Source organism: Bacteroides mucinivorans (assembly GCF_034654355.2).
GTDB lineage: Bacteria > Bacteroidota > Bacteroidia > Bacteroidales > Bacteroidaceae > Bacteroides > Bacteroides nordii.
In genome coordinates this window covers 321293-338424 of the sequence record NZ_CP178179.1, presented here as the reverse complement: position 1 = coordinate 338424, position 17132 = coordinate 321293, and the positions used below count along the sequence as shown (strand labels likewise).

The window sequence follows — 17132 nt, the reverse complement described above, 5'->3', positions numbered from 1 at the left end:
AACCACTCCTTTTATTCTTCTGTTACCAGACCGCCAGGGCCGTCAAATTTATATTCGAACGAGTCGAACCAGGCGCTTCCACCCTCTTCCTTTGTATTATATGAATAAAGCCCTACACGAGAACCTTTCCAGTCACGAGAGCCTTCCTGAAAGGAATCACCACACTCCAGATAGTTTTGACCATCCAGACTATAAGAGAATTGATGCTTATTATTCAAGGCATCGATCACTAATTTTACATAAATCACCGGATCACCGGCTTTTTCTATTGTTTTAATCAGCTTTATCTGTCCTTCGTTCTCGTAATAAACAACCGGGGTTAATGTTCCGTCATCCTTCTGCATCAGAACACCTGCTCCACAAAATTTATTACCAATGCACTCTAAACCCGCACGTTGTCCTTCGGTCATAGCAGAATAATCCATCCGGATAACGACTTCGCCCTTATACCCCATCGTCTTTTGAGTAAACTGATTGCGGGAATCACGCACACTTTCTGCTTTCAATGCTTTGATCTCCAACCATCCCGGACGGGAAGTAAGCGACCAGTTTTCATTTGCCGGATTATGATTGAATTGCCATTGTACAGCCAGCTTATCAGAAGAAAAATCATCACTGGCCTGCGGTGCATGCGGAGTTACATCACATTTAACAGCAGGCTTTTTGCAGACTTTCATCGGTTCACCAATTCCATTCTTGTCATAGTCCGTGCCGATAACCGGGAAACCGTCTTCCCATACCACCGGTTGCAAATGTACAACACGCCCTTGCGGATCGGCCGACTGGAAATGATAAAACCACCATTCTCCCTCGGGTGTATCTACCAAAGCTCCCTGATGAGGACCATTGACCTTCGTCACTCCCATTTCCAATACACGTTTTGAGTCATAAGGTCCATAAATATTTTTAGAACGCATCACCGTTTGCCAACCCGAACCTACACCGCCTTCGGGAATACTTATGTAATAATAGCCATCCTTCTTAAAGAGTTTCGTCCCTTCGGCAACAGGACCTTCGTATACTTTCTTTCCATCGTCAAGAAGCCGACTACCGTCTGCACTCATCTTATGAATATAAATCGGGCCACCACCCAATTGGCTGCGCCCCACATAAGCCTGTCCGTCATCATCCCAAAGCGGACAAGGATCTTCCCAACCACCGGCACTCTTCACACAATGTAAAGGTGTCCAGGGGCCGGCAGCGTTTGTAGCTGTAGACATAAACAATCCATCGTTTGGCATACATACAAACATCCAGAACTTTCCGTCATGATAGCGTAGAGCAGGTGCCCAACTGCCATCGCCATAACGCTTCATTTCCGAAAAACCAGGAAGATCGATATGATTGTATATCTGACCAACAATGGTCCAGTTTACCATATCATCCGATTCCAGAACCGGTATACCCATAAAGTGGAACTCGGAACAAATCATATAGTATTTACTCCCTACCCGGATAACGTCCGGATCGGAATAGTCACCATTCAGAATAGGATTGGCAAACGTTCCGTCTCCCAAATCTCCCCAACGCGGATCTATATACCAGCCACTGGAGCCTCCCAGATCCTGCCCGCCACAAAACAATCCCATATAACCGCTATTGGTATATGCCCCTAATACCGGGCGAGCCCGGTGTTCACCCGGAAAAAACTCCTGAATAGATTCATCATCTGTTCCTACTCTTTCAAATGCCGTCATTTGCTGCGCAGTAATAGTGATAAAAGGTAAGCAGCAAAGAACAAGTGACAGAGCAGACCTGCTTTTCTTTAAAGAGAAAATGTTCTTCATAATTTTTATTTTAATTTGGTTAATAACTCGAAGGTTTGTGTGCAAATGTAGTGTTATTGGTTATCGCATATAGTGATAAATGTATCAATAAATATAACCAATGTAGATATTTTTGATATTTGAAGAATAGAATGCAGGCTACTTTCTACATTTCTGTTAGTAAACCACGAAAATTTACTATAACCGACTCTTCCCAAATACTTACCATATATCCTCTCTTACATTAGCCCTGGAGGTGATGAGGAAAACCCTAACGTAATATTCTCAATATCTCCTTCTCCCCAACATTCAATAGTAATCCATTTTATAGGAAAAACAAAAAAGCCCTCCGTTTCAACAAAATGAAAATCTACAACAACTTTAAGATGATGATAACCCATAGATACATTCATATTATCAATAAACAAATAAAGCTCAGAGAATCTATTATTCCTGAAATACAGCTTGTTATCAATATAAACCTCAATAGATATCTCTGTATTCTCTCCATTCCAACATGTAATATGATTTGATAAAACAAAAGACAAATTGGTACAATCCTTTCTAACATACCAATAAATGTTTTTAGAAACAAATATCAAAAAATACGACATTGCTAATAATAATAGAATTTTTCTCTTTTTCATATGATGTAAATTATGGTCTAACATAAATTGATGCCTTCCCTCTATTGGGCCTTTTCCTCCCTAAGGGGTTAATTTCATAATTATATCTTTTATTTAGCTCTTTATTCTTCCATTTTGAATAAACTGTTTTAAATTGTGTACTATTTAAATTGTAAAAGGAACCATTTGACCTCATTAAGTTAAAAGGATTACGCTTATTATGTTCAAGGCCACTTAAATGCCCAAATTCATGAGTCGCTGTAAAAGTATCATAGTTTCGGTTTGTAATCATTCTATCATAAGGTATCGTGAATAAATTCACTTCAAGAAATACAACTTTCCTTCCAAAACTATTACTTCATCGTATTAACCCAACAATAAGTATACAGATTCTTATCATAATACTTCTCACGCAAAGAATCCATCGTCGTAAAACGACATAAGATCGAATCGTACCAACACTTACCATTACAAATCAATAAGGATAGAAAAGATTTCATACGAAAGCGCCTGTTCATTAAATCTAATCTCATCCAAATAATAAGCATCCATCGAAGTCAATAAGTCAACATTCTTATAGATGGCAAATTCAACTATTATTTGATCACATTCTTTTTTTAATATATCATCAAACTTTATTCTTTTATCAAAAATAGAGAAACTTTTAAGGGAGATATCTTTAACGTATTTCTTTGAATAAAAAAACGTTCCAGGAATTGAAATATAAAGTTTTCCTTTTGGAGGAATAGGACTAAAATGATATATTATCTGTCCTTTCCTTACGAACCTTTTTTCTCCTATTACGGTAAGATCAACATACTCTACTGATAAGTATGGCAAAAGCGGTAAAAAAGAAATTTTACACTGTTTTGTTTTTTCATCATATCTATGCAAATATTTAGTATCATACAAATTTTCTTTCGACAAAATTGAAATTTCGTTCAGATAACTATCAAAGAGATACAAACTATCATCAGATTTATTAATGAATTCAAAGATCATACAATCATTTGATTTATTAACTAAACGTAAGCACAAACGATCCGTGGATACAGACTCATAATTATTGGGTTTTAGTTCTTTCATTTGTGCACTCAAATGAACCCCAAAAACAAACAAAAATAGTGCAGCAATACAAATCTTATTCATATTAATATACCCCCTGTTTTACATTTCTATTGTGAGTTTCATCATATGGTCGTGGAGCTAAATTCAGTATCCTCCTAACCCTATTGTGATAATTTATCACATTGTTTTGAGCTTTACCTTGGTAAATAACATGACCTATCTCATGAAATGTGACATCATTTACACCTTGAGATATTGTTTCTTTTATAAATCGTGGTCCATTATCAGGGATTATAGGTGTTACATAATACGCTGGAGTAACAGCATATACAGTAGCCTGTGTTTTAATAGAGGGGTTGATAAGAATTGTATTCTGTTTCAATGTAGAGTTTTCGCTTGCCAATACAGCAATTGCTCCACCACCTTTAGAAGCATCTAATGTTATCGTATTCTCTGCAATATCCATGATTTGAGCATTTCCTCCATATACAATATTTGTTACTACACTTTCATTCACAAATTTGTCATTTTTTTTAATTCATTTCTACGAAAGAAAGACATTTACTGAATATCCCTACTTCATTTTATATCTTGCATTTAAAGCCAGTGGTACACTATAATTCAATAATCTACCGGACGCTTTATCAATAACTTGTCATTATCATAACAACGCTTATTCTCAAAAATAAGGCTGTCCGACTTTACAAATACAAGCTGACCTAAAATACGGCGTTCATTTTTCAGTTCTCGACTTTTTTTATAAACCTCCCATCGCTTATCTTCGGGGAGAGTTCGACGGGTAGACTTTTCTACATAGAGATAAGGATTCCCATAAACCGAAAAATAAATAGTATCGGGCAAGGGCGTTCCCAGTCGTTTCCCATAATATGAAATACCTCGTTCTGCATCATCCCAGCCACATGGACCGGCAAAAATATTATCTACATCCTCTCTACCCAAATCATAGTAAATCCCAGTAATTCTATCATACTTGTTACGTAAAGCCATATAATCAAACCAAACTCCGAATATCTTTATATTATCAGTTTCATAAAAGCGAATCCAAGGCAGATAATAACGAAAATAGATTTGATCTACACCGCGAAGTTCATATGCACAAGCCTGACGTACATGGAAACGGATATCACGCAAGCTATCTTTCAAAATCAAAGTATCACACAAAGGCTTGTAATACCAGATATCTCTTTCAGTATTGATTATTTGAGGAATTGAATCACAATGGATATCATACGGTGGTAAAAGAAGTACAGGAAGCGTGCATTTATACAATCCAAGTAGTATCAATATCGTAACAAACAGCCATTTGAAAAATCTTTTTTTAGTGAACTTCTTCATAAACTATATTATTTGCGTTTATACACTAAATATCCCTACTTCATCTTATATCTTGCATTTAAAGCCAGTGGTACACTATAATTCAATAATCTACCGGACGTTTTATTAATAACTTGTCATTATCATAACAACGCTTATTCTCAAAGATAAGGCTATCTGACTTTACAAATATAAGCTGACCTAAAATACGGCGTTCACCTTCCAAATCTACCCCCCTATCGATAACCTCCCATTGTTTATCACGGGAAAGAGTATGATAAGTAGACTTATCTACATAAATATAAGGATTCCCATAAACTGAAAAATAGATAGTATCGGGTAAAGGAGTTCCCAATCGTCTTCCATAATACGAAACACCTCGCTCTGAATCATCCCAACCACATGGCCCGGCAAAAATATTATCTACATTCTCTTTACCCAAATCATAGTAAATACCCATATATTTATCATACTTGTCACGCAAAGCCATGTAGTCAAACCAAACTCCGAATATCTTTATATTATCAGTTTCATAAAAGCGAATCCAAGGCAAATAATAACGAAAATATATTTGATCTACACCGCGAAGTTCATATGCGCAAGCCTGACGTACATGGAAACGGATATCACGCAAGCTGTCTTTCAATATTAAGGTATCACACAAAGGCTTGTAATACCAAATATCTCTTTCGGTACTAATTATCTGAGAGATTGAATCACAATGGATATCGTACGGCCGTAAAAGAAACACAGGTATCGTACATTTATACAATCCAAGTAGTATCAATATCGTAACAAACAGCCATTTGAAAAATCTTTTTTTAGTAAACTTCTTCATAGACTATATTATTTGCGTTTATACACTGAATATCCTTGCGGATTATTTGATTTGATAACAGAATAAGCATTACTGGGTAAATATGGAAGAGTTCTTGTCACACTACTCGCATACGGATAATGGGTAACTGTAGATTCATATACACTTATACCTGCTTTTGACAAAGCCCTCTGAACAACTTTTGCACATTGATTATCACTTAAAGTATAACCTTCATTAACTGCATCAATATATGTTTTTTTAATTGTTTCATCCTGATCCTGAGTTGCAGGTATTACATATCCTTCCGGATATCCGTATGAATTAATCGAGGGATCTGCCTTCTCTTCTATCTTTTCATATTTTTTATTGTAAGGACTATTCATAAATTTTTCAGGCGAATCAAAAGAGCCAACCTCTATATCATCAAAAGGTCTTCCTCCCAAAACGCCCAATGTTTTATTATACGCAGGAACACCATTGAATGAAAAATAATTCCATTTACCAGATTTATCCTGAATCAGAAGCCCCATGTGTTGATCGGTTCCACTACCCAGATTAAGCACAGTAATACTATCCCCTCTTACATCCCCATACCTCATTGGATTATCCCCACAATAAGCATACGGATTCTTATCATAATACTTCTCACACAAAGGATCCATCGTAGTAAAACGGGCAAGGATCGGATCGTACCAACGCTTGCCGTTATCATACCAATAAAGCCCGTGCATCTTTTCAAGTTCTTTACCTGCATGGAGGAAATTATCTTCTTCCATAGGTATCTCTGAAAAAGGAATGCCATAAGGATAATAATCGGCATACTGAATCACACCGCGGGTCTCACTTAATATAACGCGATTACTACCGATTTGATCTGTGATGTAATAACAGTATTCACCATTATTTGTAGAGGGATTATAGTTGATATAGCCACCATCAACTCGGATCTTTTTCAATACATTGTCTTCATAGATTAGGTTGTCGCAATAATCGATATGGTGCTCGACCGTTAAAGTACCGGAACTTGTTTGCACGGGTAAGCCGATGGGAGTATACAGCTCATTAAAAACGGTTTTATAATCAGCCCGGAGCTTAGTACCGTCGGCATCGTAACGGTAACGGATATTACTGCTATTTTCAAAAGTTATCTTTTCGGGCAGGTTCAGCAAGTTGTAATCAATACCTGTAATACCACGGTTTAAATCTTTATATAAGTTTCCGTTAGCATCATAGAAAAAGGTAGGAGTAGCATCAGGGTATTTCGACATAAATTGTATAGGAAGAGATGCAACATTGTTTGCACCATATTCACAAATATTATCAATTCCGTATCCCTGCGAACTTAGTAACATTAAATCTTCAGATTGTCCTTTGTAAAAACGAAGGATAGCGTCATAAATAGAAGGACAGCTCTCCCCCATATCACTATCATATTCGAACTGGCCATCTTCTATACTTCCGGACGACATCATTTTCAATATTTCACCATCATATTCATATTCAACCAACAGTTCGCCGGTTTGTGCCAATGCCCCTGTAACCGGATCACGATAAGTAGTAGAATAGGACGCACCGGCTGGATTGCCATTATAACAACTTTTCGATTTATTCTGCCAAAAACCGTAATAAATAGCCTGCCTGTAATGAGTAGAATTGATTTGATCTATCCATCCACGGACGTTATAACCATACGTAGCGGAATCAAGATTTCCCGGATAACTCTTCTTCCGAAGATGTCCCAGTTCATCATATTCATTTTGTGCAAGAATTCGCTCTGCCCCACTATTCAAAGAGTGGGTAGTTTGCGTCAATCGACCGCCATGATCATACGTATAATGATAGCGTTCATTCAAAGAGGAAATCGTACTACTGGAATGGATATGCAGCACATCAACCGGAGAACCGGAGAAATTATAAGAGGTGAAATAAGTATCAAAACCTGCCAAGGAATTATTATTGCAGCTTTGAATAACACGCCCCTTAGTATCGTAATAAAAAACCGAATAAAACTTGTTCGCCACAGTAGAATCAAAGACTTTGACTATACTACCGGTATGTATCCCCTTAGGAGTAGTAAGATAAGAGGTGGAAAAACCACTTTGCATCTGATAATTAAACGGAGAAGGCAATCCAAGGTTGCCTATAAACGTATAGTTATCATAAAAGTCCACTTTTAGAATAGTCAGATTCCGGATAGGTAAGCTCACATTACTGTAGCCATAACAATCAGATACGATACTACCTGTAAAGGTCTCTTTCGAGAGTTGATTGCGATATTCTTCACATAGCTGTCCATGACTTTTCCCACTTATTTTTGTTGTACCGGACAAAATAGGACGGGACAAAGCATCGTATTTTGTAAAACTCCATTCATCATGAGCACGTTGGTTGGGAGATTGGGAAAGAACCGGTCGATCAGCTTTATCATAAACGTAATAAATAGGTTCTATGCCAGGCAGTTTCTTGCTGATACAATTACCCCTGTCATCGTAATTATAGACATAACACATTTTATACAAGCCCGTTTCCTGAGTGACATCATAGAAGCCATCAGCCGATACAGAAGATCCATAAGTATTAAAAAAGAAAGGAGGTAAAACATAACGAAGTTGCCCCAGATTATCGTACACATAAATAACACCCTTATACTTAATGCGCTTACCTTCCAAGTCAACAAAATCATAGCAGGCAACATCATCTTCGTCTTTTGTCAATGTGATGATCAAGCTCGAAGCCGGATAAAAGCCACTTCGCTTCAGGCGATTGTTTTCAACAACGAAACAAGGAACGGATAACTCTCCGGTTGCCGTATTCACCTGATACTCGGTCCGTTGGGCTTTATCATTGACATGCCAATCCGCTCCGGGACCAATTTGCTTCACGACACGGTTCAAAGGAGAAGAGTCATAATAAGTACTCGTATAGGCATATTCATCTCCATAAAGAGAAGAAGACCGTGCTTTCACATCCGATGTAGGACGGTATTCACCCGAAGTACCACCCATTGCAACAGGTTGCCATTCGTGTGACATACGCCCAAAAGTATCGTATTCCACCATTGAAACAAGATCATTCATTTGTGGAGTAATACCCTTCATCACAGTCTCTGCAGGACGTCCAAGCCCATCATAATACTGAATACGAGTGATACACTGAGAAGGTACCAATGAAGAAGCATCCGAAGTAGTAATGCTGGGAGTAATAATGCGAATATAGTTTTGATCAGCAGATTGTCCGTTCAGCAGAGAAAAACATAAGCCACTTATAAACATGGATAGTAATGTACGTCTCATCATTCTATTCCTTTATTAGTTTTTCAACAAATGTTTTATCAGCCACCGTTAACCGTAATACGTAGCTTCCTCTTGGACAACCATCCATTGAGATGGTTTCATTATAGGTTCCTCCAGGCTTCCTCCCACTGTCTGTTTGCTTCAGTAACCGTCCGCTAAGATCAAAAAGACTGATACATACCTGTGCGTCATCCGATAAGTAATACTCCAAAGTAACATCTGTTTTTACCGGATTGGGGTAAATATTGTAAAAGACCAACAATTCTGATTGCAACGGAGGGAGAGATTCATCTTCTCCTGGCCTGGAAGTATGCTGGCCAGCTAAGAGACTATTCTCCTTCAGTAACTCTTGTAATTGCTTGTTGAGCGAATCATTTTCAAGATAGATATGCTCTTCCGGAGGATAATAAAACGCAGTCGCATAATATGCCATCGGGCTACCGGACTTAAAAGTTTCACAACGGATGGTTTCAAATACCGGATAACGGTATCCTTCGGCATACCAACGATAATTTGTCTGACGCAGTAATACAGTATCGCTTCTCAGATGCTCTTCAATACGGACTTTACGAAGGACAGTAGAATCACCGTGTACTCTAAGTAAGATGGAGTCCGTCCAAGAGATATGTTCACAAATATCTTTTTGCAGACACATCCGAACCACATTCTTCAAGGTATCGTTGCCCGGAAGCAACATGGTTCCCCAGGCATCTACCTTCACTTTTTCACGACCTTGTGAAATGAATGCCAACTTATCACTATATTTCCCCTCTCCATAAAAATTACTTTCCAGAGAGTCCATATAATGAAACGGATATCGAAATTCAAGGCCGGGTACAAGAGCATTGAAATAGGTGGTACGATTACGGTATCCCTCCAACATCAAAGAATCACCACAGTTCAACCGGTATTTATACTCTGTCAGGTGCTCTTTCACAAAAACCACCGTATCGTTGCCACCATAGCAAACGCAATAAGGGAACTTCACCGGTTGGAGATTACTGTAATTCCAGAAAACATTAGTTCCACTACGCCCCGGATCCTTATAATTCACTTCTTGCTTCACTACTGTGTCGTTAGCACGTATATGGATATAATCCTTTTGTAAGGTATATTGTGAGTAACATAAGCTCGTACTTACAAGAAGTAGAAGTAGCAGAGCGACTCTCTTTTTATTGTCCGTAATCATAAGTTCAAAGTATTATTTTTTATTGATTCCTATAATGGTAATCGTACTCTTCAACAGTACTGTGATTCATATCCATTACATGTATCAGACGACCTAATGAATCATATTCATAATAGGCCGTCACACCTGAGGGATCAGTTATTTGAGTTACACCAATCAATGGCTTATATTGAAAGGTCGTAATATGAACGTCACTTAAGGCAGATAAGGTTCTTAACTTATCCAGTTTCGATTTATCAGGATTGACATTTGTTGACAAAGAATCAATAGATATCAGACCAACAGATACCAAAGCAGTATTTACAGTGGAGGAAGTAGCATTTTTTATCTCAGCAACCAGATATTGCCCATTATACGACCAAAGATATACAACACGAATACCATCCTTTTTTTCTATCTCAACAGGATTACCGTAATTATCATAACTAACAACCGTATAATCGGCTTCATAGTATCGCGAATAATTATCTGTCAGAGACAGAGAAGGTACTTTTTTCAATGAGTAAGAACTTTTCTTTAATACAGCATCCAAACTTGCATCAAAAATATATTGAGATTTATTTCCGGATATGATTTTACCATCTTTGAGTGTAACAGTTTCAAGAGGAACTCCAATCATACTTTTATCTTTCATTTTTAGAGCTATTTGGTCTGAAAAATCTTTTGCATACTTTGTTAAGGTTACAAAGTCATTTTCCCCTAAAGACTCCATTTGCTCTGAAACGAGCCGGTTGCCCATATCATATTTATACCTTGTCTGCTTATGAACAGCTTTCTTGCCAAAGTCAAAATAATCACTCTCCGAAATAGAATCCAAACTCCAATATTCAGGTTTGACTTCATAGAACTGTATTCCTATCCTACTGGCATCAAAAGGTTCATAAAATTTAGGTATATATTGTGTAAAAGCTCCCGGTATCTGTTTAAAAGAATAATTAAATATCTTTTTCTTCTGTAGAATTCCATCACTGTCATAATGAGCCTCCTCCAGCAATGAACCATTACCTATATGATACTCTTTAGGTATTGGAAATGGGACCTTTGTTTTGAAGGGTTCTGCCATGTATCTGTAGGTAGTTTTTCCTGTCGTTTGGTTGTTCGCATCCACACAGCTCTCTTCAACGTATTTACAAACAACCTGAGCAGCAGCACCATTGTTGGGAATAAAAGGGGTGCCAAAGTTGGGACTAAATTGTTTATTGTAAGCCATAAATTTCAGCATCCTCATTCGTATACTTTCATAATAAGTGCTGTTCGTTATTGTCCGGTCTAAAATCTGCAAAAAAGCATAGTCGGGTATTGATAATAAGCAACCCGATGATTGTCCATTTTCCGAATAGGAATATCGCTTTGTACTTACTATGCCACCCTTATCTATATTCTGTATTTCTTTAATTCTAAGTCCACCTCCTTTACTCTCATTCTGCCAGGAAAGAGCCATGGTACTTGCTGATAGATGATAATTGAAAGATTTATTTTGTCCATTTTGATCCTTTGCCTCTCTCCATAAATAAATTCTATATGTTCCTTTTTTGAGATAAACGGCATCCGCATCTAAATTAATTGTTTCAGCTTCTTTTTCCAGATTAATCAATTTACTATAAACATCTATATAGCCGTTACCATGCTTTTCCTGAAGGAAGATACGACTTGCTCTTGACAAAGCCGGTTTGTATGAATCGTGTACGTGATAGTGAAAAGACAATCTTAGATACGAATCATCTTCTAAAACAAAATCTTTTCCATAAGTGTATTCACTGCCTTGTTGGAAACTGGCATCCGGGCTGTATGAAACACCTGAACTTAAGGGAAACCTTCTAATAAATCCACCATTACTCCCATTTCGGAAATCATGTGATTCATATATAAATCGTGTTTTACCTCCGGTAGGATATTCAATCATATCCAAAGTTCCATACTGCATATACTTTTCATTCGTAAGTTTATCAGCACCTATTTTTATGTAAGATTCAGGATAGTTACAAGTATTCTCTATATTTCCCTGAGTTTTTAATTCTGTATAAGTAGGAAGCTGGACTTGATTCACAGCCCCGTTGTAATATCCCCACAAATCTGAATTATAAGAGTTTTTGGCAGGTAATACTCCCTCTTTGTACGTAAATTTGTATTGCTGATGTATCTGTTCCTGTGCATCAGTTATTTCAAACGAATTGAGCATTAAACGACTCAACTTAACATCCGTCGTATCACTCATATAACTATAGGAAAATTTTATGTTTTTGACATGATTATCTGATCGATTTTTAATTATAACCTTATCCAGTTTCTGAGGAGGCAAAGATGAAATCCCCGGCCGGACACGATATAAATCAGCGTAACGCTCCATATCTTTCCTTGCCGAAGTTATAAAAGAGATACTACCTCCATCAAAGCTGATAGTAGAGGGTAGTAACTGCTCTATGCCGGAGTAGGTATAGCTATAATACTTATTTGCTCCGCCTCCAATAATTATATCGCCAAAACTCTTATCAAATATCGGGATATCAGATTGATAAGAAGTACTTATAGGTGTACTCGAATTCTCATGATTATATGTAAAATTAACCTTTCGGCCTTTGGGGGATTCGATAGATTCCAACTGACAGTTCGTATCCGTACAGGAACCTTTTTTTCTGAGATACAATCTACTCTTATCTGTACTGAGAGCTGGAGTTTCGTGCTCCGTTTGTTCAGCATAGACATGGGTATATTCATTCTCTTTAAAAATAAACTTAAAACCTTGTTGATCAACAACAAGCCATTTATTCTCCCTCGTATTGTATGTAATGTTCAGGTATTGATTTGAAGATTTAATTACAGGTTTTATATAATCAGAGATAGGATCGCCATTCTTCCACGGTTCAAAATAAAAGGTGCCGGAATAACCACAGAAATTAAAATGATATAAATCCGGTTCGTTGTCCTGACCTGTCAAGTAGGATGCTTCAGTAGTCAATAATTCATTTCCCGCTATTTGCTCAATCACTTCAGTCAACGGATTATAATTAATTTTATAGAGATATTGTTCATAGTTAGACTGCCATGTATAATAATACCCGAAAGACACTCCTCCAGAAGTAGTAGAATCGTCATAACTAAAATCATTAAAGCCTCTCACTTCTTTAGTTATACACCCTCCCGTTTCTAAAGACCAACCTAACCCTACCCATCCGGATTCCTGATCAACCCGAATACCGGATGAATTGTATTTCAATTTTATGGGTATGATTAAACCATCCAAATCTATTTCATAGAAAGGAAATTCGATTACAGGAGTCCCGGTATGATATCCTATAGGAAAGTTACCAAATTCGCCCATGGAGGCAACATTGGGAGAAACCGGGATATTTATATCTTGACTATATAAAGCAGTCGATAAGGTGAGTAATAAGATAAAAATTTTGTATTTCATTGTTTTTTATACAATTTGAAAAATAAGTTAACTACTATTATCCTCATTATACAACTCATGATATCACAGATAATATGCAAAAGGACTTATTTGTATCGGTAATTTAAATGTATAATTACTACTACTCAAACAGTGACTGCATCCACTCCGTTGGCATACCAATAAAACGATCATAGCCTACAATATGGTTATTTAAAGCACGTAATATTATAATTAAAATGGCCAATGCTATAATAATCCATGTTCCCCATTTAAAATACCATTTCTCAGGTTTTATATCACTACTTTTATTTTCTCTTTTTACATGAGTATTTTTAGTAGTCCACGTTTTATTTTTTCTCTTTTTCATAACTCATTATCGTTAATTAGACTCCGATAAAATGATTTGCGGAGAAATGTCGTATTATTGATGACTGAACAGGACCCTAAATATATCAATAATTATAACTAATGTAGATATTTTCAGTGTTTAAATATAATATAGAATTCGTTGATAGAGAATAAATTTCACCACAGAGTACACTTAGGGCACAGAGTTATTATATAATTGATTTCAAATAATTAGAACTCTGTGCCCTGTGTATACTCTGTGGTGAATTACCTTATCCTTATTTATTATAAGGAGTTACCGCCAATTTATAAGAACCACCTTGCAATAGTTTCTCATCAAATGAGATTGTTACATTCTTTTTCTCACCTGCCATTAATGTAAAATAGTTATCATTCATAATAGCGGGCAAAATACGTTCACCATCCGAAGTGCGATATGCCTGTACATGTACGGCAAAAGCCACACCCTTGGCTGAAGCCGGATTTGTAATTGTAGCCTGTATCTCGGCAACTCCGTCTTTTTTCACCATTTTGGAAGAAACTTTCAGGTCGGCTTTGGGCAAAGAATTCACAGCGGTGAAATCTAAACGGTCATTGCCACGCCAATAATTATTTTCGGAGAGTACATTCCCGGATTTATCTTTCAAGGTCAAGCGGATAAAATGAACATCACTCAGACCTTCACTTGGCTGTGTACCACTCAATACATCAAAGCTCCATAACGAATAACCGAACCACCAGCCCAATTCGATACCAAACATACGTACATAGCGGGCATCTACCTCAGGGAATGTAATTTCATCTACACCACCACGGCCTTCATCCGTTTTATACACTTCTTTCCAATTTTGCGCGTCACTGGAAACCTGTATCTTATAAGCTTTTCCAAAGGAAGCTTCCCAATCCAGACGTACACCGCCTACGGGTTGTATACTGCCCAGATCCACATAAATCCATTCATTATCGGCTTTAGCTGCTGCCCAACGGGTATCTTTCTTACCATCCGTAGCATCCGAAGGCTGTCCGTGAGTCACGCTTGATGCATAGGTCGGTTTACCTAAAGAAAGATTCTTCCGTTCTTTATTGAAATCAATCGTAAAGCACTGTACAGTGGTATTGCTTGGCGAATTCACCGTAGCCGACTTTGTATATGCTGCCACAGGTTTACCGTCCAGATTGTATACTTTCACTTCGGCAGTCAGTCCTTCCAGATCACGGGCCGTAGTATTGGCAACCTTTACACCATCCGTTACAGGATTCCAAAGAATATGTATCGGTTCGCAAGCAGATTTTGTACCCCAATAAACACCTGTCGGATCATAATAGTAATCATACGTCTGCCACACCATCGAAGGATAAGCCGACTGTCCCATCCAGGTCATGATACCTGATGCATCTTCCCACATACGATCCAGCCAGCCCTCATACATAGCTTTATTGGATTCAAGATTTATAAGCTGTGCTTTACGGCAGTAATCCTCAATGCCATCGGGTTTACCAAAACCTTTCTCGATAGAAGCATCATAACGTTCGGGAGCTGCATTGAAAGCATTCTGACCAAAATAGTGCTTGTTCCACATCTCATCACGTGGCCACCAGTTTTCTTCCGGCATAAACTTCTTAAAGCTCTCAAAAGTAGTCATGGCAGCAGTACCGATCTCTGTACGGAATCCCCAGCCACGTGCCGGATCACCTTCCAGACCATCGGGATACTTGGTAAAGTAGAAACGTGGTTCAAAAGCTCCCCACGGACCACTACCCGTCAAGCCCTGTGCATGAGAATTTGCCTGGAAATAACGGTCACCACCATCGAAAGTCTTAATATTCTCGGCCATCCAACCTTCTAACGGCGGTTGCGGATTAGATTCGTTGTCACCACACCATACGGCAATGCTCGGGTGATTGCGTACACGCTTAATCTTCTCCATCATATTATTATTGAACACATTGAGATCATAAGGCAGGTTCGGATTCGAATTAATCCAAAAATCATCCCACAACATAATTCCATATTTGTCACAGGCTTCATAGAATTCATCATCGGTTACAGAACCGAGCCAGTTGCGAATCATATTAAAGTTCATCTCTTTGTGCAAACGAATCTTTGTATCATACTCTGCACCACGACAGCGAAGCATATACTCCGACATACCCCAGTTGGCCCCTTTTACAAATACAGGAACGTCATTTATATAAACATGAAAAGTGTTATTCTCCTTATCATATGTATATTTTTTAATACCGAAAGTGACATCTTTTACTTCAGATACTTCTCCGTCTACTTTCACTTCAAAAGTACAAGTATACAAATTAGGCTCTCCGTATCCGTTAGGCCACCACAATTTCGGACTATTAATCATCAACTGCGGATAATAACGCTTATCGAAGCTAACAGTAGAAGTAGTATTTGCAGACAGATCTACCTCTTTCGTAAAGGTAACGTTACCCGGATTGATGGTTCCTGTAACAACAGCTTTAACCGGTTTGCTTTCATTGTTTTTCACTTCCAGCTGAACAGATAAATCTGCACGGGCACGAGTTGGAAGATCTGTACGTATCCACGGATCAATCAGGGTTACGCCGCCGGTATTACTCAGAAAGACTTTATCGGTAATACCCATATTCAATCCCGGAACATATGGCATCCAGTCCCAACCTCCACTCGACAGATAAGTAGGACTACCACAGTTGGCCAACGGAGTTTGAGGCATGTGTACCAGTACAGCCAGTACATTCTCACCGGTTTTATTTACAATGTCGGTTACATTAAAACGTCCCCGATGCATAAAACCATCCAAAATGCCCAAGTTGTGTCCATTCAGATAAACTTCGGCTTTACGGTTCACGCCATTAAAGTTAAGCCAGATCAGTTCCTTGTCAAAATCAGCAGGGACTTTAAATTCGGTACGATACCAAAAGCTACGATCATACTTAACCCGGTCCACCTTATGAATATTATCACCAAAATTAGGGTCTTTTTCCAGCCCTGCATTTACATAAGCCGTAAAAGCCGTACCGGGAACTACTGCATCTACCCATGAAGATACATTATAGCCTGCATTGCACAAAGTGTTTGCATCCCCTTTTACTTCAGCCTGCGGCTTCAGTTTCCAGTCAACAACGGGCTCGCCACTATGCAGAAAAACCTGTTGTGCCTGAACAGAAAAACTAAAAGCGGATGCCAGCAGCAAAAGTCCGGCTCCCAATGTGTTACTCATCTTTCTTTTCATTTCCATTTTATCGTATTTATAAATAATATCCTCCAAAAAATCCTGAAAACAAAATTACCTTCA

11 protein-coding genes are annotated in these 17132 nt (G+C 38.0%); all 11 read right to left on the bottom strand.

The window, feature by feature from the left end; translation table 11 throughout:
- Nucleotides 1-11: 11 nt before the first annotated feature.
- The 11 genes from VCM39_RS01150 to VCM39_RS01100 all read right to left on the bottom strand — a co-directional run bounded on the left by VCM39_RS01150 (nt 12) and on the right by VCM39_RS01100 (nt 17057).
- A complete protein-coding gene (locus VCM39_RS01150) occupies nt 12-1787 on the bottom strand; it encodes a glycoside hydrolase 43 family protein (RefSeq protein ID WP_322932417.1) in 1776 nt (591 codons plus the stop codon).
- A gap of 218 nt (nt 1788-2005) precedes the next feature.
- Complete coding sequence (locus VCM39_RS01145; RefSeq protein ID WP_289293644.1) at nt 2006-2413, bottom strand: hypothetical protein; 408 nt, start codon at nt 2411-2413, stop codon at nt 2006-2008.
- 447 nt (nt 2414-2860) lie between these two features.
- Nucleotides 2861-3541 carry a hypothetical protein gene (locus VCM39_RS01140; protein ID WP_322932416.1) on the bottom strand — a complete coding sequence of 227 codons (681 nt, stop codon included), beginning with the start codon at nt 3539-3541 and terminating at the stop codon, nt 2861-2863.
- A 1-nt stretch (nt 3542) separates the two neighbouring features.
- Entirely contained in the window at nt 3543-3977 is a 435-nt protein-coding gene (locus tag VCM39_RS01135) for a hypothetical protein (protein ID WP_221650104.1), read from the bottom strand.
- Nucleotides 3978-4081: 104 nt separating this feature from the next.
- Nucleotides 4082-4816, bottom strand: a complete 735-nt coding sequence (locus tag VCM39_RS01130; RefSeq protein ID WP_322932415.1) for a hypothetical protein — start codon at nt 4814-4816, stop codon at nt 4082-4084.
- Nucleotides 4817-4898: 82 nt separating this feature from the next.
- Nucleotides 4899-5633, bottom strand: coding sequence for a hypothetical protein (locus tag VCM39_RS01125; protein WP_321029058.1), 735 nt, complete (start codon nt 5631-5633; stop codon nt 4899-4901).
- 8 nt (nt 5634-5641) lie between these two features.
- A complete protein-coding gene (locus VCM39_RS01120; RefSeq protein WP_322932414.1) occupies nt 5642-8911 on the bottom strand; it encodes a DUF6443 domain-containing protein in 3270 nt (1089 codons plus the stop codon).
- 1 nt (nt 8912) lies between these two features.
- Nucleotides 8913-10097, bottom strand: a complete 1185-nt coding sequence (locus VCM39_RS01115; protein ID WP_322932413.1) for a T9SS type A sorting domain-containing protein — start codon at nt 10095-10097, stop codon at nt 8913-8915.
- A gap of 19 nt (nt 10098-10116) precedes the next feature.
- Nucleotides 10117-13509: a hypothetical protein gene (locus tag VCM39_RS01110; RefSeq protein ID WP_322932412.1), complete on the bottom strand. Its 3393-nt coding sequence runs from the start codon at nt 13507-13509 to the stop codon at nt 10117-10119.
- A 121-nt stretch (nt 13510-13630) separates the two neighbouring features.
- On the bottom strand, nt 13631-13858 hold the full coding sequence (locus tag VCM39_RS01105) for a hypothetical protein (RefSeq protein WP_322932411.1): 228 nt from the start codon (nt 13856-13858) through the stop codon (nt 13631-13633).
- Between the two features lie 259 nt (nt 13859-14117).
- On the bottom strand, nt 14118-17057 hold the full coding sequence (locus tag VCM39_RS01100; RefSeq protein WP_323673957.1) for a glycosyl hydrolase 2 galactose-binding domain-containing protein: 2940 nt from the start codon (nt 17055-17057) through the stop codon (nt 14118-14120).
- Nucleotides 17058-17132: the final 75 nt, after the last annotated feature.